The 19,200-nt window shown below is 67.7% G+C and carries 15 protein-coding genes; 2 read left to right on the top strand and 13 right to left on the bottom strand.

What is annotated here, in order from left to right; translation table 11 throughout:
• Entirely contained in the window at positions 1 to 2,487 is a 2,487-nt protein-coding gene (locus tag ACFQ2S_RS00290; protein WP_386071762.1) for a GcvT family protein, read from the top strand.
• 151 nt (positions 2,488 to 2,638) lie between these two features.
• On the opposite strand, the gene ACFQ2S_RS00285 is transcribed toward ACFQ2S_RS00290, so the two are convergent.
• Together ACFQ2S_RS00285 and ACFQ2S_RS00280 are read right to left on the bottom strand one after the other, a co-directional pair.
• Positions 2,639 to 2,983, bottom strand: a complete 345-nt coding sequence (locus ACFQ2S_RS00285) for a carboxymuconolactone decarboxylase family protein (RefSeq protein ID WP_089235171.1) — start codon at positions 2,981 to 2,983, stop codon at positions 2,639 to 2,641.
• 171 nt (positions 2,984 to 3,154) lie between these two features.
• Positions 3,155 to 4,240 carry an NAD(P)/FAD-dependent oxidoreductase gene (locus tag ACFQ2S_RS00280; protein ID WP_386071760.1) on the bottom strand — a complete coding sequence of 362 codons (1,086 nt, stop codon included), beginning with the start codon at positions 4,238 to 4,240 and terminating at the stop codon, positions 3,155 to 3,157.
• 182 nt (positions 4,241 to 4,422) lie between these two features.
• Here ACFQ2S_RS00280 and ACFQ2S_RS00275 point away from each other — a divergent pair, with 182 nt between their 5' ends.
• Positions 4,423 to 4,824 carry a CBS domain-containing protein gene (locus tag ACFQ2S_RS00275; protein WP_386071758.1) on the top strand — a complete coding sequence of 134 codons (402 nt, stop codon included), beginning with the start codon at positions 4,423 to 4,425 and terminating at the stop codon, positions 4,822 to 4,824.
• Positions 4,825 to 4,862: 38 nt separating this feature from the next.
• Here the strand turns inward: ACFQ2S_RS00275 and ACFQ2S_RS00270 are convergent, their stop codons facing one another.
• The 11 genes from ACFQ2S_RS00270 to ACFQ2S_RS00220 form a co-directional block, all read right to left on the bottom strand.
• The gene (locus tag ACFQ2S_RS00270; RefSeq protein WP_386071756.1) at positions 4,863 to 6,809 is read right to left on the bottom strand and encodes an amidohydrolase; all 1,947 of its coding nucleotides are present in this window, start codon (positions 6,807 to 6,809) and stop codon (positions 4,863 to 4,865) included.
• A 102-nt stretch (positions 6,810 to 6,911) separates the two neighbouring features.
• Positions 6,912 to 7,787 carry a calcium-binding protein gene (locus ACFQ2S_RS00265; protein ID WP_386071754.1) on the bottom strand — a complete coding sequence of 292 codons (876 nt, stop codon included), beginning with the start codon at positions 7,785 to 7,787 and terminating at the stop codon, positions 6,912 to 6,914.
• Positions 7,788 to 7,953: 166 nt separating this feature from the next.
• Positions 7,954 to 9,027 (bottom strand): BMP family ABC transporter substrate-binding protein, encoded by a 1,074-nt coding sequence (locus ACFQ2S_RS00260; protein WP_386071752.1) that lies wholly within the window; start codon positions 9,025 to 9,027, stop codon positions 7,954 to 7,956.
• Positions 9,028 to 9,029: 2 nt separating this feature from the next.
• Positions 9,030 to 9,830 carry an ion transporter gene (locus ACFQ2S_RS00255; protein ID WP_386071750.1) on the bottom strand — a complete coding sequence of 267 codons (801 nt, stop codon included), beginning with the start codon at positions 9,828 to 9,830 and terminating at the stop codon, positions 9,030 to 9,032.
• An 18-nt stretch (positions 9,831 to 9,848) separates the two neighbouring features.
• A complete protein-coding gene (locus ACFQ2S_RS00250) occupies positions 9,849 to 10,781 on the bottom strand; it encodes an ABC transporter permease (protein ID WP_386071748.1) in 933 nt (310 codons plus the stop codon).
• A complete protein-coding gene (locus ACFQ2S_RS00245) occupies positions 10,781 to 11,863 on the bottom strand; it encodes an ABC transporter permease (protein ID WP_386071746.1) in 1,083 nt (360 codons plus the stop codon). The genes ACFQ2S_RS00250 and ACFQ2S_RS00245 overlap by 1 nt, the downstream gene beginning before the upstream one ends.
• The gene (locus tag ACFQ2S_RS00240; protein ID WP_386071744.1) at positions 11,860 to 13,419 is read right to left on the bottom strand and encodes an ABC transporter ATP-binding protein; all 1,560 of its coding nucleotides are present in this window, start codon (positions 13,417 to 13,419) and stop codon (positions 11,860 to 11,862) included. The genes ACFQ2S_RS00245 and ACFQ2S_RS00240 overlap by 4 nt, the downstream gene beginning before the upstream one ends.
• The gene (gene xdhC, locus ACFQ2S_RS00235) at positions 13,416 to 14,372 is read right to left on the bottom strand and encodes a xanthine dehydrogenase accessory protein XdhC (RefSeq protein WP_386071742.1); all 957 of its coding nucleotides are present in this window, start codon (positions 14,370 to 14,372) and stop codon (positions 13,416 to 13,418) included. Before xdhC ends, ACFQ2S_RS00240 begins: the two co-directional genes overlap by 4 nt.
• Positions 14,369 to 16,738 carry a xanthine dehydrogenase molybdopterin binding subunit gene (gene xdhB, locus ACFQ2S_RS00230; protein WP_386071740.1) on the bottom strand — a complete coding sequence of 790 codons (2,370 nt, stop codon included), beginning with the start codon at positions 16,736 to 16,738 and terminating at the stop codon, positions 14,369 to 14,371. Before xdhB ends, xdhC begins: the two co-directional genes overlap by 4 nt.
• Positions 16,735 to 18,180, bottom strand: coding sequence for a xanthine dehydrogenase small subunit (gene xdhA / locus ACFQ2S_RS00225; RefSeq protein WP_386071738.1), 1,446 nt, complete (start codon positions 18,178 to 18,180; stop codon positions 16,735 to 16,737). Before xdhA ends, xdhB begins: the two co-directional genes overlap by 4 nt.
• Positions 18,181 to 18,396: 216 nt before the next feature.
• Positions 18,397 to 19,164, bottom strand: coding sequence for a sulfite exporter TauE/SafE family protein (locus ACFQ2S_RS00220; RefSeq protein ID WP_386071736.1), 768 nt, complete (start codon positions 19,162 to 19,164; stop codon positions 18,397 to 18,399).
• Between the last annotated feature and the right edge of the window lie 36 nt (positions 19,165 to 19,200).

Below are 19,200 nucleotides of genomic sequence, written 5' to 3'. Positions count from 1 at the left end.
ATGAAGACTCAGGTGAAAGCGCTCGTCGTCGGTGGTGGCGCGGTCGGAACCGCCATTGCCTATCATCTCGGCAAGGCGGGCTGGGATACCATGCTGCTGGAGCGCGACGAGCTGACCTGCGGGTCGACATGGCACGCGGCGGGGCTGCTGCCGCTCTTCAACATGTCCTTCGCGACGAGCCACATCCACGATTACTCGGTGAAGTTCTACAAGACCCTTGAGGCCGAGACCGGGCTGAACCCCGGTTTCTCGGTGGTGGGCAACCTGCGGATGGCGCAGACGCAGGCCCGGATGGACGAGTACAGGCTCTATGCGACCACTGCCGAGACGGTGGGCATTCCCTACGAATGGTTGAGCCCGGCGCAGATCAGGGAGCGCTGGCCGCTGGTGCGTACCGAGGATCTGGTCGGCGCGCTGTTCCATCCCACCGATGGCTACATCAACCCCGCTGACGTGACGATGGCGATGGCCAAGGGCGCCCGGCAGCACGGGGTGGCGATCGAGCGCAAGTGGCAGGTCGACGGTTACGAATGGACCGGCTCCGAGTGGCGCGTGACCTGCACGAAGATGGCGGAGAAGGGCGGCAACCTGGTTCCGACTGAGGAGCGAGTGGTGATCACCGCCGAGCATGTCGTCACCGCCACGGGCAACCATGCGCAGCGCACGGCGCGGCTGCTGGGGATCAAGATCCCGGCGATCCCGGTGGAGCACCAGTTCATCGTCACGGAGCCCGACCCGGCGCTGGTGGAATACCGCAAGACCCATGGCGAGCACCCGGTGCTGCGGGACGCCGACGCGAAATGGTACGTGCGCGAGGAGCGGGGCGGCTGGATCCTCGGCCCTTACGAGGAGGGCGCGCCGGCGCGGTTCAGGTATGCCGTGCCGGAGAGCTTCCGTGCCGACCTGTTCCAGCTCGACCTCGAGCGGATAGAGGAAGAATACATGTCGATGATCCACCGGATTCCGACCTCGGAGACGGTGGGGCTGAAGGATGATTTCAACGGGCCGATCTGTTACACGCCGGACGGCAACCCGCTGGTGGGGCCGGCGCCGGGGCTGCGCAACATGTGGCTGGCGGAGGGCTTCTCCTTCGGGATCACGGCGGCGGGCGGCACCGGGTATTACCTCGCCCAGATGATGGTCGAGGGGGAGGCCGAGATCGACATGGCCGCGCTCGATCCCAAGCGCTACGGGCCATGGATGACGACCGAATACGCGGTGCAGAAGAACGAGGAATGCTACTCCCACGTCTTCGTCCTGCATCACCCGGACGAGGAGCGGGAGGCGGCGCGCCCCTTGCGGACCTCGCCGGCCTATGACCGCCAGAAGGCGGCAGGGGCGCAGTTCGGGCAGGTTAATGGCTGGGAGCGGCCGAACTACTACGCCCCGGACGGGTTCGACGATCACGCCGCCCGCAGTTTCCGGCGCGGTGGCTGGTGGCAATATGCCGTCGAGGAGGCGAAGGCGATCCGCGAGGGTGTGGGCCTGATCGACGCGACGGCCTTCACCAAGCATATCGTCAAGGGGCCGGGCGCGACGGCCTTCCTCGACTGGTTCACCACCAACAAGCTGCCGAAGGTGGGGCGGATCAACCTGACCTATGCGCTGACGGCGGCCGGGACGACGCGGACGGAATACACCATCGTCCGCCTTTCCGAGGACGAATATTACCTCGTCTCGGCCGGGGCCTGGTCCGCCTATGACCAGGATTTCCTGCGCAAGGCCATCGAGGACAAGGAGGCCGATTTCGGCCGGATCGAGTTGCAGGACGTCACCACCCAATGGGGTGTCTTCGCCATCGCGGGGCCGAAGTCGCGGGATGTTCTGAATGCGTTGGTGCGGGACGCGGAACCGGAGACGATTCTGTCGAACAAGCGGTTCCCCTGGCTTTCGATGCGGCAGATCGAGCTGGGCATGGTTCCGACCATGGCCGTGCGGGTGGCCTACACCGGCGAACTGGGATGGGAGCTGCACCATCCGATCGAGATGCAAAACCACCTCTGGGACCGGCTCATGGAGGCGGGCGCGCCGCACGGGCTGAAGCTGGTGGGGGCGCGGGCGCAGAACTGGCTCAGGCAGGAGAAATCCTACCGCGCCTTCGGCACCGAGCTCGGGCGGGACGCGACGCCGCTGGAGGCAGGGCTGGACCGGTTCGTGGATTTGGGAAAGGAATTCCACGGCAAGGCGAAGATGGAGGCAAAGGGCATCCGGAGTGTCTGCGTGACGGTGCTGGTCGACGGGCCGGAAGATGCCGATCCCTGGGGGCGCGAGGCGTTGTACGCAGGGGGCGAGAAGGTCGGCCGCCTGACCTCGGGCGGCTATTCCGTGGCCTTCGGCAAGTCCATTGGTATGGGCTATGTCCGGCCGGATCTTGCGGTGGAGGGGACGCGGCTCACGGTGAAGATGTTCGACCGGATGTGGGAGGCGGTGGTCGTGGAGGACAGCCCCTACGATCCCACGAACCTGACGATCCGCAAGGAAGGCTGAGCGCGCGGGCTCCCGCCCGGGGCGGCTGCATCGAAGATGCATTGCCCCGGTTGGGCCGGGCCGCGCATTTCATGCGCGGCGCCTCCGGCGGGATTATCCGATCAGGTATTCGGGGCGGGCTATGCGTCGCACCGGCCTCGGTGCCGTTTGGTCAGGCCTGCTCGGTGACGAGCTGGTCCCAGGCGGCCAGCGTTTTGGAAGCATACATCAGGGCCGGGCCGCCGCCCATCTGCACGGCGACGCCGAGGATGTCGCAGAGTTCCTCGCGGGTGCCGCCGGCCTTGGCCAGCGCCTTGACGTGAAAGCCGATGCAGGGCTCGCAGCGCAGGCCGATGGCGATGCCGAGCGCGACCAGTTCCTTGGTCTTGTGGTCGGTGGCGGTGCCGGAGGTGACGCCTTTCTCGAGGGCGCCGAAGCCCTTCATGGTTTCCGGGGCGCTCTTGTGCATCTCGCGCAGGTTGCCCTTCATGTCGTCGAGGTAGCTGTTCCAGTCCATAATCGTCGTTCCTATCCAATTCTGCCGTGGCGCGTGCCGATCACGCCCATCCGGAGGGCCCGGCGCCGGCTGCCGGGGGAGGGGGCAGGCGGCGTTGCGAGCGTTCTGGTTCCCGTCTGCGCTACGGATGCAGTATCCGCAATATGATCGTCGGTCGCAGTTGCGCCGGGATCATGCCGGGAAGCGCGCGGGCGACAGGGCTGCGCAAAGGGCGGGATCGAGTTCGGGCGGGCGCCCTGCGACGAGGTCTGCCAGCAGGCGGCTCGCGGCCGGGGCGGTCTGGAAACCGTAGCCGCCCTGGCCGGCGCACCAGAGGAAGGCAGGGTCCGAAGGGGCCGGGCCAATCACCAGCGCCCGGTCCGGGGCGAAGCTGCGCAGGCCGGCCCAGGTGGTTTCGACCCGCGTGACCGGCTCGGTGACGAATGCCTCGTAGCGCGCCAGGCCCTCGGCGATCACCATGTCGTCGGCCCAGGCATCGTGCGGGTCCATCGGGTCTTCCTCGGCCGGGGAGACCAGCCAGGCACCGGCGTCTGGCTTGGCGTACCAGCGCTCGGCGACCTCGTCGACGAAGGGCCAGCTGCGGGTGTCGAGGCCGCCCGGCGCAGGTATACGGGCCATGGAGCGGCGGTAGGGCTGGATCCCCGGGCTCGGCACGCCCGCCATCGCAGCGACCTGGTCTGCCCAGGCGCCGGCGGCGTTGACCAGTATGCGCGCCTCGATCGTCGTGGTCTCGCCGCCGGACCGGGCCTCAACGGCCCAGCCGCCGTCGAGTCGGGTGACGGCGGACACGGTGTGGCCCGTCCGGATGACGGCGCCGTTCTCGCGGGCGGTGCGGGCGAAGTGCTGGAGCAGGCGGTCGGTGTCGAGATCGAAGACCTCGCCGAGATGGGCCGCGCGGGTACAGGCGGCGGTGTCGAGGATCGGCCAGAGCGCCGCAGCCTCGCCCGGCGTGACGGGCGTGGCGCCGAACGCGGCATGGGTCCGCGCGAAGCGCTCCTCCTCGCCCGGGCCCGCCACAATCAGTAGGCCGCGGGGGCTGAGCACGCCGGTTTCGCGGTGCGTGGCCGCGCTGGCGGCGTTCAGCGCTCGAACCGGACCATTGCCGTAGGATTCAAGGAACATCGCGGCCGAGCGACCGCTGGCGTGGTAGCCAAGGGCGGGTTCGGCCTCGAGCAGGGTAACGGCGCCGAGGGTGGAAAGCGCTGCGGCTGCCGAGGTTCCGGCGATACCGCCGCCTATCACGAGGAAATCGATCATGGAGTCCTTTTGGCAGGGCGGGCCGGTCAATGGAAGCATCCTCCGCTCTGCATCGCGGCGATTGACGCTACTATCCGCTGCGACGGGATTTTGCTACATTCCCCCACGTAAAGTAATTTAAAGCATGGGAGGCCAATGTGATTATCAGGTCCATTTCAGAAGTCTTGAAGGGCAGGACTCTCGTGTCGATCGCGCCGACCGAGACGGTTCGTGTTGCCTGTGATCGGTTGAATGAAGCCAATGTCGGCGCTTTGCCGGTGCTGGACGGCGACAGGCTTGTGGGTATCATTTCGGAGCGCGACGTGATCCGCCGGGCGATCGGGCGGCGGCGGCCAACGGCGGAGACCCAGGTCGAGGAGATCATGACAAGGGAGCCCACGACCGTGGATCTCTCGGTTTCGCTGTCGGATGCGATGCGTCTCATGATCAAGGGCAAGTTCCGCCACTTGCCGGTCACTGACCAGGGACGTGTGGTCGCCATGCTTTCCATGCGGGACATTCCCACCGAGTATCGCCTGATGGTGGAACGCTACGAGGAGTACCTGACGAACGCGCCGCGCCGGGAGCCGGTTGCCGCTCAATGACGAGGCTGGGCGGTGCACTTGCCGCCCGATGCCATGCCTCAATTCCTGAGCAACTCGGATGCTGCGCGCTCGTAGACGGGCGCCAGTTCCGCATGGAGAAATCCCGACACGCAGGCGCCGCCATGGGGTGAGAGGGCGGCCACCCGTTCGGCCAGGAGCCGCCGGGCGCCCGTCAGGCCGGATGGCATCTCCGCGGCGAGCGCGGCCTTGCGGAAGAACTCGCCGGCGGTGTCGATGCCGCCCGGACGCGGGCGCCAGTGCAAGCCGCCGTCCTTCTGCATCGACGCGTCGTAGATCACCTCGTCATCCTTGATCGTCTGCACGACGACGAGCGTGTCGAGCGTCTCCGGATCGATGGCCGTGGGGTCGTCGGAGAGGATCACCAGGTCGGCCTGCTTGCCGATCTCGAGTGAGCCCTTGTTGTCGTCCTCGAAATGCTGCCAGGCGGGCCAGATCGTCATCGCCTTGAGCGCGGTCATGACGTCGACGCGGTGGTCGGGCCCGATGATGTCGCCGGTGCGCGAGCGGCGGGTGACCGTGGCGTCGAGCACGCGCATGGAATCCGGGAAGGCCACCGGCGCGTCGTGGTGGGTGGAGAACCGCATGCCGCGCGCCATCAGCCAGCCGGTGGGCGAGATGTTGTCGGCGTTGACCGGCCCCACCGTGCGCTCGCGGTGCCAGTCGCCCCAGTAGAACGTGTGCATCGGGAACAGCGAGGGGAAGATGTCGAGTCGTTTCAGTGCATCGACCTGATCCTCGCGGAGAAACTGGCCGTGGATCAGGACCGGGCGGCGGTCGGCCACACCATGCGCTGCCTCGGCGGTCTCGACGGCGGCCAGCAGCAGGTCGCTTGCGGCCTCGCCATTGGAATGGGTCAGGATCTGGATGTCGTTGGCGAAGGCCCAGTCGATGGCGTCGAAAACCTGGTCCGCGGTGGCCGCCGAATAGCCGCGGTAATCGGCGCGGAAGTTCTCCGGCGGGTTGTAGTAGGGCCGGTCGCGCCAGGCGGTGAAGCCCTGCGGCGAGCCGTCGATTGTGAGCTTTGCGCCGGCGACGCGGAAGCGGTTGGTGTAGTCGGGGGAGTGGGCCTCGGCGATGAAATCCCGGTCGACCAGCACGTCGGGGTAGGCCACAATATCGATGTCGAGCCCCTCGTGCTCGGCCACGGCCGCCATGAGCCGCGCCTGACCTGTGGTGGCGCGACCCTCCTGTGCAGTGGTGTATCCGTAGGAGGCGATGAGTTCGGTGCCGGCGCTGAACATCGCCATCGCACCTTCGGCATCAAGGTGCCGGAGCACGGCCATCATCGCCATGATATGTGGTGTTTCTTCCAGCACGCCGTTCGGGCGGGTGCCGCCGGGCTCGCGCCGGATCACGCCACCTTCGATCTCGGGACTGTTTTCGTCGAAACCGGCAAGCTCCAGCGCCTTCGAATTGGCGACGCCGATATGGCCGGACTGGTGGACGATGTAGACGGGAAACTCGGTCGAGATGGCGTCCAGCTCCTCCCGGGTCGGGTGGCGCTGCTCGGCGAGTTGGGAATCGTCGTAGCCGAAGCCGATGATCGCGTCGATTGCCTCGATGCGTTCGGCATTGGCCGCCACGTAGTCGGTCAGGATACCCTGTAGCGCGGCCACGGAATTGCCCTCGCCGTCCGGAGCGGGCAGCAGGTTGGCCGCGAGCGCCTGCAGGCCGATCATCATCACATGGCCATGCGCATCGACGAAGCCCGGCAGCAGGGCCCGGCCCTCGAGATCGCGCAGCACCGTCGCCTCGCCCTGGTGCTTCATCACCTCCGCCAGCGGGCCGACGGCAAGAATGCGCCCGTCCTTCACGGCCAGCGCCTCGGCGCGGGGGGCCGTGTCGTCCATTGTCAGGATCGGACCGCCTTCGTAGATCGTGTCGGCGACCTCCTGCGCGGCTGTCATGGCAGGGCAGGCCAGCAGCACGCAGGGCAGTGCAAGCGTCGTGAGAAAGGTCCGCATGGTGTGCTCCAGACTCGGCTACTGTAATGGCCGGGATTGGAACATGGGCTTGCTCGGCCTGTCTACCGTCTTGGCGGTGGCAAAACGCGGCAGGCTATCCCTTCAGACGATGGCCAGGTCGTCGGCCAACTCGCCGAGGTCGGTGAAGTTCTCGATGACGAGCCTGTCCTTGCCGAAGTCGAACACGACGTCGCCGTTCACCACCTCGGCGAAGCGGTTCACCACCTGCTTGCGGACGAGGTCGCCGTCCCATAGCGCGTCGTCGAGCTTGATCGTGTCGAGGTCGTCCTCGAAATCCTCGATCACATCCTCGCCGTAACGCTTCCGGAACAGGAAGACGTCGCGGCCGCTTTCGCCGCGCAGCGCATCGTCGCCCTTGCCGCCGTCGAGCGTGTCCTTGCCTTCCCAGCCGGAGAGCGTGTCGTTGCCGTCGCCGCCCTTCAGCACATCGCTGCCGGTGCCCCCGAACAGCCGGTCGTCGCCCTTTCCGCCGAGCAGCCTGTCGGACTGGTCGTTGCCATAGATCTCGTCGGCCCCGAGGCCGCCGTTCAGCACGTCCTTGCCCAGGCCGCCGTAGAGCTGGTCGCTGCCGTCCTTGCCGAAGATCCGGTCGTTGCCGTCGTAGCCCTCGATCAGGTTGCGCCCGTCATTGCCGTAGATCTTGTCGTTCAGCGCGAAGATGATCTTCTCCGCCTCCCGCGCGCTGCTGAGGAAATCCAGACGGGTGAAGACCTGGTACATGTCGGCGCCGATATCGGCGATCTTGAGCCGAAGGTTCCCGCCGACCTTGTAGGTATAGGTGTCGAGCGTGCCGAACGGGCTGCCGAAGATACCGTAGGTGAACTGCCCGAGAAACGTGGCGGTGACGTTGCCGTCCTCGAGGACGAAGCGCTTGGCTGTCTGGACCGTCGGCTCGCCGTCGGTGACCTGCAGGCGCGTCAGGGTATTCTTGCTTCCGTAGTATCTCGCAATCGCCATGATATCCCCTCCCAAGTAACTCGTGCGAAATCGGAAAATGATCTGAAGCAATGATCAACCACAGGTAGAATAGCAGAAACCGCCCGTTCTGGCGATTCCGCCCCGTCGGGCGCAACAAAAAAGGCCCGCCGGGAGCGGGCCTTTCTCGGATCGTTCTGCCGGTGGCTTACTGCGGGATCTCGCCCGTCAGGCCCTCGACGTAGAAGTTCATGCCCGCGAGCGTGCCGTCGTCGGCCACTTCGCCCTCGGCCAGCCAGGCGGAGCCGTCCTGCTTGTTCAGCGGGCCGGTGAAGGGGTGGTACTCGCCGGCGGCGATGGCGTCGCGCAGCGCCTCGGCCTCGGCCTTCACCTCGGCGGGGACGGCGTCGGTGATCTCGCCGATCTCGACCATGCCCGGGCCGATACCGTCCCAGGTGTCCATGCTCTCCCAGGTGCCGTCGATCACCGCCTGCACGCGGTCGATGTAGTACGGCGCCCAGTTGTCGATGATCGAGGAGACGCGTGGCATCGGCGCGTATTCGGCCATGTCGGAGGCCTGGCCGAAGGTGATCACGTCACCGGCTTCCTGGGCGGCGGCCTGCGGCGCGGTGGAGTCGGTGTGCTGGAGGATCACGTCGGCGCCCTGTTCGATCAGCGCCTTGGCGGCGTCGGCTTCCTTGGCCGGATCGAACCAAGTGTAGGCCCAGATCACCGAGAACTCGACGTCGGGGTTCACCTTCTTGGCGTGGAGGTAGGCGGAGTTGATGCCGCGGATGACCTCGGGGATCGGGTAGGAGCCGATGTAGCCGATCTTGTTGGTCTTGGTCATCTTGCCGGCGATGTGGCCCTGCACCGCGCGGCCTTCGTAGAAACGGGCCGAATAGGTGGAGACGTTGTCGGCGCGCTTGAAGCCGGTCGCGTGCTCGAACTTCACGTCCGGGAACTTGGCGGCGACGTTAATCGTCGGGTCCATGTAGCCGAAGGAGGTGGTGAAGATGATGTCGGCCCCGCCGAGCGCCATCTGGGTCATCGCGCGTTCGGCATCGGCGCCCTCGGGCACGCTTTCCTGGTAGACGGTCTCGACCGCATCGCCGAAGTGCTCCTCGACGGCCAGACGGCCTTCGTTGTGCTCGTAGGTCCAGCCGCCGTCACCGATCGGGCCGACGAAGATGAAGCCCACCTTCGTCTTGTCCTGGGCCACCGCGGCCCCGGCCAGGCCGAGCGTCAGCGCGGTGACGGCGAGCAATGCCTTTATGTTCATGTTCAGGATCTCCTTGTTGGTTTTCGCTTGAAAGGTGCCAGGTCCTTGCGGACCTCGCGTTCGATTTCACCGACCTCTTCCTCGACTTCCCTCTCGATGGTCTCCTTGAGGTCGGTGTTGATCAGAGCGGTGGTGATGATCGCTGTCGGCACGGCGATCACGCCAAGGCCGAGGAACAGGATCACCGTGGTAAAGAATCTCCCCTCCGGCGTGATCGGATACATGTCGCCGTAGCCGACCGTGGTGAAGCTGACAATGGCCCACCAGAGGCCCTTGGGGATCGACGAGAACACCTCCGGCTGGGCCTCGTTCTCGAAGATGAAGATGCCCACGCCTGCGATATAGAGGATGATCGCGGCGAGGAAGCTGAAGACCAGCAATTCCCCGCGGCTCTTCGCCAGGGCCTGCTCCAGCCGGATGAGCGCGCGGTTGGCGTGCAGCAGCTTGAGCAGCCGGATAAGGCGCAGCAGCCGCAGCGACCGGATGGCGGCCCATTGCTGCTGCACGATCAGCAGCGCCGGAAGGCAGGCCAGCAGGTCGATGATGCCCCAGAAGCTGAAGATGTAGCGGAACGGACGCTGGGCGCAGAGGATCCGGGCGAGGTATTCGACGACGAAGGTGGCGACCACGAAGGCTTCGAAGGCGAAGAGCGCCGTGTGTGCCCAGCCGGGCAGATCGGGGATCGTCTCCAGCGAGATCGCGAGCCCCGACAGCACGATCAGCCCCTGGTGCGCCAGCGCCACCCCCCGTCCGTGGTCGGGGTGCGTTCCGTCGAGGATCTCTATGTATTCTTCGCGGCGCATCAGCTGTTATCGGCAAGGTCACGACGAGGCGTGGAAAGACCGGCCGAGCTCTGCCGGTGCGTTGAGCGCGGCGCGGCCTCCGCGGGAGGACATCACGACCAGCACGAGGATGGTGATCAGGTAGGGCGACATGGCGAGGTATTCGACCGGGATCTTCATCCCAGCGGCCTGCAGGTTGAGTTGCAGCACTGTCAGCCCGCCGAAGAGGTAGGCGCCGATCAGCACGCGCCATGGCTTCCACGAGGCGAAGACGACGAGCGCGAGGGCGATCCAGCCGGCGCCGGCGGTCATGCCCTCGGTCCATTGCGGGACGCGCACGAGGCTCAGGTAGGCGCCTCCCAGACCGGCGCAAGCGCCGCCGAAGGCGATGGCCATGAGCCGGATCCCCACGACCTTGTAGCCGAGCGCATGGGCGGCGTCGTGGCTTTCGCCTACCGCGCGCAGGATCAGCCCGCCGCGGGTGAATTTCAGGAAGGCCCAGACCCCTGCCACGATCAGGATCGAGACATAGACCATGGCGTCGTGGCGGAACAGGATCGGGCCGAGCACAGGGATATCGGAGAGGATCGGCAGGTGGATGTCGGGCACGCTCAGCCCCTTGATGCCGACATAGCCCTGGCCCATCAGCGACGACAGCCCCAGCCCGAAGAGCGTGAGTGCGAGGCCCGTGGCGACCTGGTTGGACAGCAGGTACTGGGTCAGGAAGCCGAAGAGCAGGGACAGCAGGGCGCCGGCCGCGGCGGCGGCAATGAAGCCCATCGTCACGCTGCCGGTGTTGATCGCGATGGCGAAGCCGCTGATCGCGCCGGTGATCATCATCCCCTCGACACCGAGGTTCAGCACACCCGCGCGCTCCACCACCAGCTCGCCGATACCCGCCAGCAGGATCGGCGTCGCCGCCACCATGAGAGAGGCCAGCAGCAGCACCCAGTTGATCGAAGACAGGTCCATCAGGCCACGCCCTCCCTGGGCAGTCGGAAACGGTAGTTGGAGAGCACGTCGAGCCCCAGAAGGAAGAACAGCAGCATTCCCTGGAAGGCCTGGATCGCGGCGGCAGGGATCTGCAGCGTCGCCTGCGCCGCCTCGCCGCCGATATAGGTCAGCGCCATCAGCAGGCCGGCCAGCAGGATGCCGATCGGGTGCAGCCGGCCGAGAAAGGCCACGATGATCGCCGTGAAGCCATAGCCGGAGTTGAAATCGATCGAGATCTGGCCCGCCGGGCCCGAGACCTCGAACATGCCGGCCATGCCGGCGAGCGCGCCCGACAGGCCCATGCAGAACACGATCAGCGCCGTCGGGTTGACGCCGCCGAAACGCGCCGCGCGCGGGCTCTGCCCGGCAAGCCGGATATGAAACCCGGTCAGGTGCCGCGACAGCAGGATATAGGCGAAGATCACCGCGATCAGCGCCGCGGCGACGCCCCAGTGCATGCCGGTGCCCGGAATGATCTCGGTGTTGGCGGCGGAGGGGTATTGCTGCAGGTTGCGCGAGCCCGGGAAGCCCGAGGCCTCCGGGTTGCGCAAAGGCCCAAGCGCCATCGCCGCCAGCAACTGCTCCGCCACGTACACCAGCAGCAATGAGACAAGGATCTCGTTGGTCTGGAACCGGACCTTCAGGATCGCCGGGATCATCGCCCAGAGCAGGCCGCCAAGGGCGCCCGCGACGATCATCAGGGGAAAGATGACCCAACTCTCCGCCGGGTAGAAGGCGAGCCCCACCGCGGCGCCACAGATCGCGCCGATGATGTATTGCCCCTCGGCCCCGATGTTCCAGATGCCGGCCTTGAAGCCCATGGCGAGCCCGACCGCGATCAGGATCAGCGGCCCAGCCTTCACCAAAAGCTGGCCACGGTAGTAGAAGGCGAATTCGCCCAGCACCGGATCGTAGAAGATGGTCTTGATGGCGAGGAACGGGTTCTTGCCGAGGGCCGCGAACATCAGCCCGCCGGCGATCATTGTAAGCAGCACCGCCAGAACGGGGGTGGACCACGTCCAGAACCGGGACGGCGTGGGGCGTTTCTCCAGCCGGATCACGGGCGGCCCTCCTCGTAGCTTTCCTTGATGTGATGCGCCTCTTCGGTGTGCGCCACATCCATGTCATGCGCCCCGCCGAGCATCAGCCCGATCTGCTCCATCGTCAGCCCCTGGGTGGGCCGTGGCGCCGAGAGGTGGCCGGCGTTAAGCGCGGCAAAGCGGTCGGCGACTTCCATCAACTCGTCCAGATCCTGGCTGATGACGATCACCGCGGCGCCTGCGGCGGCCAGATCGAGCAACGCCTGTCGAATCGCCGCCGCCGCCGAGGCATCCACACCCCAGGTCGGCTGGTTGACGACCAGCACGTCCGGGCGCTGGAGGATCTCGCGTCCGATCACGAATTTCTGCAGGTTGCCGCCCGACAGCGCCCGAGCAGCCACCCCGGGTCCGGGCGTGCGCACATCGAAGTTCTGGATGATCGTCTCGGCAAAATTGCGCGACTTCCCCCAGAGCACGAAGCCGTGCCGGGTCAGGTCCTCGCGCTGCCAGCCCGAGAGCACCGCGTTCTCGGTCAGGCTCATGTCGGGCGCGGCTGCGTGCCCGAGCCGCTCCTCCGGAGCCGCCAGCATCCCCAGGTCGCGTCGCGCATTGGGGCCAAGATTGCCCACTGGCTTGCCGCGCAGCCGCACGGTTTCCTTCGGGCCTAGGGTCTCGCCCGAGAGCGCGCTCAGAAGTTCGTCCTGCCCGTTGCCGGCCACGCCGCCAATGCCCAGCACCTCGCCCGCGTGCACCTCGAAGCCGATGTTCTGCAGCCGCGTGCCGAAGGCCTCGACGTGCTGGCTGGTCAGGCCCGCCACCTGCAGCACCACCTCGCCCCGCTCGCCCGGTGCCCGGTCGGGGGTGTGCAGCGCCTCGCCAACCATCATCTCGGCCAGTTCCGCCGCAGAGCTTTCGCGGGGGGTGCAGGCCCCCACCACCTTACCACGCCGCAGGATCGTCGCACGGTCGCAGAGGGCGCGGATCTCTTCCAGCTTGTGCGAGATGTAGAGGATCGAGGTGCCCTCGGCCTTCAGCTTGTTCAGCGTTGCGAAGAGGATCTCCACCTCCTGCGGGGTCAGCACGCTGGTCGGCTCGTCCATGATCAGCAGCTTCGGATCCTGCAGCAGGCAGCGGATGATCTCCACCCGCTGGCGTTCGCCGGCCGAGAGGTCGCCCACCAGGCGGCGCGGGTCGAGCGGCAGGCCGTAGGCATGGCTCACCTCGCGGATCTCGCGCGCCAGTTCCCGCATTGGCGGCGGGGTCTCCATGCCGAGGCCGACGTTCTCGGCCACGTTCAGCGCCTCGAACAGCGAGAAATGCTGGAACACCATCGCCACCCCGGCGGTGCGCGCCGCGCTGGGCCGGGCGGGGGCATAGGGCTTTCCGAACAGCTCCATCTTGCCGCTGTCGGGCTTTACCAAGCCGTAGATCATCTTGACCAGCGTCGACTTGCCGGCGCCGTTTTCGCCCAGAAGCGCATGGATTTCCCCCGGCGCGATGTCGAAGGACACGTCGTCATTGGCGACGACGCCGGGATAGGCCTTGGTGAGCCTCTGGATTGAAAGCAGGTCGGTCACGCGGGGCGGTCCATGGCCGGGGCCGCGGCGGCGGCGGTTTTCAGTAGCATGGCGGTCACTCCTACGGCGATGGCCTGGGGGTGCTTGCCGAAGGACGGGTCGCCGATCGGGCAGGTGATGCGGGCTATCTCGGCCTCGCCATGGCCAAGGTCGCGAAGCCGGCTGCGGAAGCGGCGCCACTTGGTCGCCGAGCCGATGAGCCCCGCAGAGGCGAATCCGCGTTCCAGCACGGCGTGGCAGAGCGCCAGGTCGAGTGCGTGGGAATAGGTCAGGATCAGGTGATGCGCGTCGCGCGGCGCATGGGCCACCGCCCGCGCGGGCTCGGCGGCCACCAGCGGTGCCACGCCGTCGGGCAGGGCCGCGGGAAACCGGTCGGGATGGGTGTCGACCCAGGTCACGTGCCAGTCGGGAAGCGGCGCGACGGCCCCGGCTATGGCGCGGCCCACATGGCCCGCCCCGTGTAGCCAGAGCGCGTGCCGCGGCGCCGCGAGCGGCTCCAGCAGCCATCCGCCGCGCATGACGGCGCCGGGCGCGGCCGATCCGTTGCGAATGTCGCGCGATATCTGGCGCAGGCCGAGCGAGGGCTCGGCTGCCGCCTCGACGGCACGCGCGATCCATCCGTCCCGTGCCTGCCGCAGCAACGCGTCCAGCGCCGCCGCGTCGAACACCTCCGTCACCAGCGTCACGACGCCACCGCAGCACTGGCCGAGCGACGGACCCAGCGGATGCCGGCTGACCCCGCCGGAGCCTGTCTCCAGCGACGCACGGGCCGCTTGCGTCGCCTCGAGTTCCAGCGCCCCGCCGCCGATCGTGCCTTGCTGCCCGCTATGCCAGACCAGCATCGCCGCTCCGGCCTCGCGCGGGGCGGAGCCGCGCACCTCGGCCACCACGACGCGGGCGACGCGGCCATGACTTTCCACGGCCTGTTTCAGCGGATCGGGAGCGAAACTCACGCGCGCACCCTCTCGATGGCCGCGAGCACCCGCTCCGGCGTCGCCGGCGCGTCGAGCGCGGGATAGCCCGGCCCGCAGGCGGCCACCGCATCCGACAGCGCGAGGAAGGCCGAGATCCCGAGCATGAAGGGCGGCTCGCCCACCGCCTTGGAGCGGTAGATCGTGTCGGCCCGGTTCGGGGCGTCCCAGAGCGCGACGTTGAAAATCGCGGGCCGGTCGGAGCAGGCGGGGATCTTGTAGGTCGAGGGCGCGTGGGTCATCAGCCGGCCCTTGTCGTTCCAGACCAGTTCCTCGGTGGTCAGCCAGCCCGCCCCCTGGACGTAGCCGCCCTCGATCTGCCCGATGTCGAGCGCCGGGTTCAGCGAAGCGCCGGCATCGTGCAGGATGTCGGTGCGCAGGATGCAGTATTCGCCGGTCAGCGTATCGACGGCGACCTCGGTGATCGCCGCGCCATAGGCGAAGTAGAAGAACGGCCGCCCGGTGCCACGGATGCGGTCCCAAGAGATATCCGGCGTCTTGTAGAATCCGGTCGCGCTGAGGCTGATCCGTGCCTGGTAGGCCTCGAGTACCACGGTCTCGAACGGGATCGCCTCCGTCCCCACATGGACCGCGCCCCCCTCGAACCGAACGGTGGCCGGGTCCGCCTGGAAACGTTCGGCCACGAAACCCGCCAGGCGGTCGCGGATCGTGTCGCAGGCCGCCTGGACGGCCATCCCGTTGAGGTCGGAGCCGGAGGAGGCCGCCGTCGCCGATGTGTTGGGGACCTTGCCGGTATCGGTCGCGGTGATCTTCACATGGTCGAGGCCCACGCCGAACCGCGATGCGGCGACCTGCGCGACCTTCTGGAACAGCCCCTGGCCCATCTCGGTGCCGCCGTGGTTCAGGTGGATCGAGCCGTCGGTATAGACATGCACCAGCGCGCCGGCCTGGTTCAGATGCGTCAACGTGAAGGAGATGCCGAACTTCACCGGGTTGAAGCCGATCCCCTTCTTCACCACGGGGTTCTCCGCGTTCCAGGCCGCCACGGCCTGCCGGCGCGCCGCATACTTCGCGTCTGCCGCGAGCCGCTCAACCATCCCGCCCAGGATGAAATCGGTGACCTCCATGTGGTAGGGGGTCGTTTGCGGTACGGCTGCCTTCGCCTGTCCGGAAATATCCTCGGGGGGGCTCGCCTGCGGCGAGCGGGGGGCAGATGGCCCCCCTCCGGCCGCGCTCGACGGCGCCTCGGCATAGAAATTCGCCCGCCGCACCTCCAGCGGATCGCGCCCGACCACATGGGCCACATGGTCCATCACCCGCTCGATGCCGAGCATCCCCTGCGGCCCGCCGAAACCGCGATAGGCGGTGGCCGATTGCGTGTTGGTCCGCAGCCGGTGCGAGGTGATCCGCACGTTCTCGAGCAGGTAGGCGTTGTCGGCATGCAGCATCGCCCGGTCGGCCACCGGCAGCGAGAGGTCGAGCGACCAGCCGCAGCGGCAGAAATGCTCGAAGGCGATGCCGGCGATCCGGCCCTCCGCATCGACCCCGGCGCGATAGCTGATCCGGAAGTCGTGGCGCTTGCCGGTGATCACCATGTCGTCGTCGCGGTCGTAGCGCATCTTGCAGGGCCGGCCGGTCGCCCGCGCCGCCACCGCGCAGGCCACCGCGAGGTGGTTGCCCTGGCTTTCCTTGCCGCCAAAGCCTCCGCCCATCCGCCGCACCTCGACGCGCACGCCATGCATCGGGATCCCGAGCGCCTCGGCCACCTTGTGCTGGATCTCGGTCGGGTGTTGCGAGGAGGCGTGGATCACCATGTCCCCGCCTTCCTGCGGCAGGGCCAGCGCGGCCTGGCCTTCGAGATAGAAATGCTCCTGCCCGCCGATCTCCATCGAGCCTTCGACGACATGAGCCGCGCCGGCGATGGCGGCGTCGGGATCGCCCTTCCCATAGATCCGGGGGCCTTCCTCGAAACGCCAGTCGGCGGCCAGCGCTTCGTCGATGGTCAGGATCGGCCTGGTCTCCGAATAGCGCACCTCGCCGAGGCGCGCCGCACGGCGGGCGGCGAGGTGGCTGGTGGCCACCACGAGAAAGATCGGCTGGCCAAGGTAGAAGACCTCGCCGCTCGACAGCAGTTCCTCGTGAAAGGTCGGCGCGGGCGAGACGTCGTTCTCCGCCGGCAGGTCCTTGGCCGTCAGGACAGCGACCACGCCGGGGGCATTGCGCACCGCGTCGAGCTCCATCGACGTGATCTGCCCGGCGGCGATGGACGAGAGGCCGAAGGCGAGGTGCAGGCTGTCGCGCGGGGTCGGGATGTCGTCCACGTAGCGGGCCTGGCCGGTGACATGCAGCCGCGCGGCGTCGTGGGGCAGGGGCTTCGCGACGCTCATGGACGCAGCTCCAGAACGCTGGTGGCATGGCCCGATGTTTCGGCGAGGCAGCGGCGGAGCATGTTCTGCGCCACCGTCAGCCGGTATTCTGCGGAGGCGCGCATGTCGGAGATCGGCGTGAAATCTTGGGCAAAGGCGGGCAAGGCGGCCTCGACCGTGGCCTCGGAGAGGGGCTTGCCGTCCATCGCCGCCTCGACATGGGCGGCGCGCTTCGGGGTGGCGGCCATGCCGCCGAAGGCGACGCGCGGGCCGGCGATGACCCCGTTCTCGATCGGCAGGTTGAAGCAGCCGCAGACTGCCGAGATGTCCTGGTCAAAACGCTTGGAGAGCTTGTAGCAGCGCAGGGTATCCGGCTGGCGCGGGATGCTGATGGCCTCGACGAACTCGCCCGGGGCCCTGTCCTGTTTTCCGTAGTCGAGGAAGAACGCCTCGAGCGGGAGGCGGCGGCGGGCGTCGCCCTTGCGCAGGTGGAGACTGGCGCCGAGGGCGATCAGCGCGGGGGGCGCGTCGCCGATGGGCGAGCCATTGGCGATGTTGCCGCCCAGCGTTGCTGCATTGCGGACCTGCCGGGAGGCGAAGCGGCGGAGCAGTTCACCGAGGCTCGGGTGGAGGGGGGCCACAGCGTCGCGAAACTCTTCCATCGTGGCCATGGCGCCGATGCGGATCTCGTCCTCGCCCACGGAAATGTCCCGGAGGTCGTTGCAATGGCCGAGGAATGCGAGGGGGCCCAAGTCGCGCAGGCCCTTGGTGACCCAGAGACCGACATCGGTGGCTCCGGCCACGAGGGTGGCGTCGGGATGGGACGCGTACCAGGTGGCGAGCGCGTCGGAGGAGGTGGGCCGGGCCACCTCCGCCTCCTTGCTCGCGTCGGGGCGTTGCCCCTCCGGGGGGCTGTCTGCCCCCCGCGCGCCGTCGGCGCGCCCCCCCGAGGATACTTCGGGACAGGTGAAATCGGGGGCCTGCGCGAGCCAGTCCGGCACCGGTTCGGAGGCGGCGGCCTCGGCGGCGCGGACGATCGGGGCGTAGCCGGTGCAGCGGCAGAGATTGCCGGCCAACTGGTCGTCGTGATCCGTCTTGCCGTCGAGATGGGCCACGGCCATCGACATGACGAAGCCGGGGGTGCAGAACCCGCACTGGCTGCCGTGGTGGTCGATCATCGCCTGCTGGACCGGGTGCAGCGTGCCGTCCGGCCCGGCCAGGCCTTCGACGGTGCGCACGGATTTCCCTTCGAGCTGGGGCAGGAAAAGGATGCAGGCATTGAGCGCTCGCGCCTGGCCTGCGGGGTCGGTCACCATCACGGTGCAGGCGCCGCAATCGCCCTCGTTGCAGCCCTCCTTGGTGCCGGTCAGGCCGCGATCCTCCCGCAGCCAGTCAAGCAGGGTTCGCGTCGGTTCTGCCGTGACATGCACGGTCTTTCCGTTCAGGCGAAAGGTGGTCTGCATCCGGTCGTCCGCCGCGGTACCATTTGCCTTGACCCCGGGCGCGTCCTCGATGCGGCGTAGAAGACGCGCGGCCCTGTTGCACAGGGCAGCAAAGCCAAAACCGGCGGGCATTGCAAGCGCGTGGGCGGTGGAAATGCCTTAACGCGCCGCATCTGCCCGATTTCTGGGCGGCAGGAGAATCGAGGAGGGCGGGATGCGGGGTCTGGGCGCCGTGTCTCAGACCCAGAGCGTGTCGATCAGCCGGTAGATGCCGATGCTGAGCGCCAGCAGGCCGACGCCGATGGTGAGCGGACGGCGCGGCGCCCTGGAGGCGAGCCAGCCGCCGAACACCGCCGCGGGCACGCCGCCTGCGAGCAGGCCGAGGACCGGGATCATCAGGCCCCGCCCGGGCTGCGGCGCCCAGCTTCCCGCGAAATACCCCACCGCGAGGGTCGCGAAGACAGCGATCGAGACGAAGAGCTCGGCCACCGCGCCGCTGCCGATCGCGCGGTTTGGCGGCACGCCTGACGCGGTCAGCGCTGGGGTGACCACGGGGCCCCAGCTGCCGCCGATTCCTTCGATCAGGCCGCCGGCCGCGCCTATGACGGCGGTGTTGCGGCTGCGAAGGGTCCGCGGCGCGCGTCCGCGGATCCCGCGCAGGATGACGGTCGTGCCCATGAAGATGAGGTAGGCGGAAATCAGAAGGGTCAGCACGCCGCCCTTGAGATGCGTCAGGGTCAGGCCGCCGGCGACCCCGCCGAGGATGCCGCCGATGGCGAGTGTGCGCAGCAGCGCCGGGTCGATGTTGCGGAAGCGCCAGTGCGACAGGCCGGCGACGAAGCCGGTCGGGATCTTGGCGGCGTTGACCGTTGCGGAGACCAGCGGCGGGGCGACGCCGCTGCCGAAGAGGATGGCGGAACTGATCACGCCAAAGCCCATGCCGAGCGCGCCATCGACGAGCTGTGCGAGGAATCCGACCACTGCGAAGAAGAGAAAATCAGACACCGGCCAACCCTTTCGCGGACGATGAAATGCGACGCG

Source organism: Tropicimonas aquimaris (genome assembly GCF_042676185.1).
Lineage (GTDB): Bacteria > Pseudomonadota > Alphaproteobacteria > Rhodobacterales > Rhodobacteraceae > Tropicimonas > Tropicimonas aquimaris.
The sequence above is the reverse complement of the archived record's forward strand: the minus strand, read 5'-3'. Positions and strand labels throughout refer to the sequence as shown.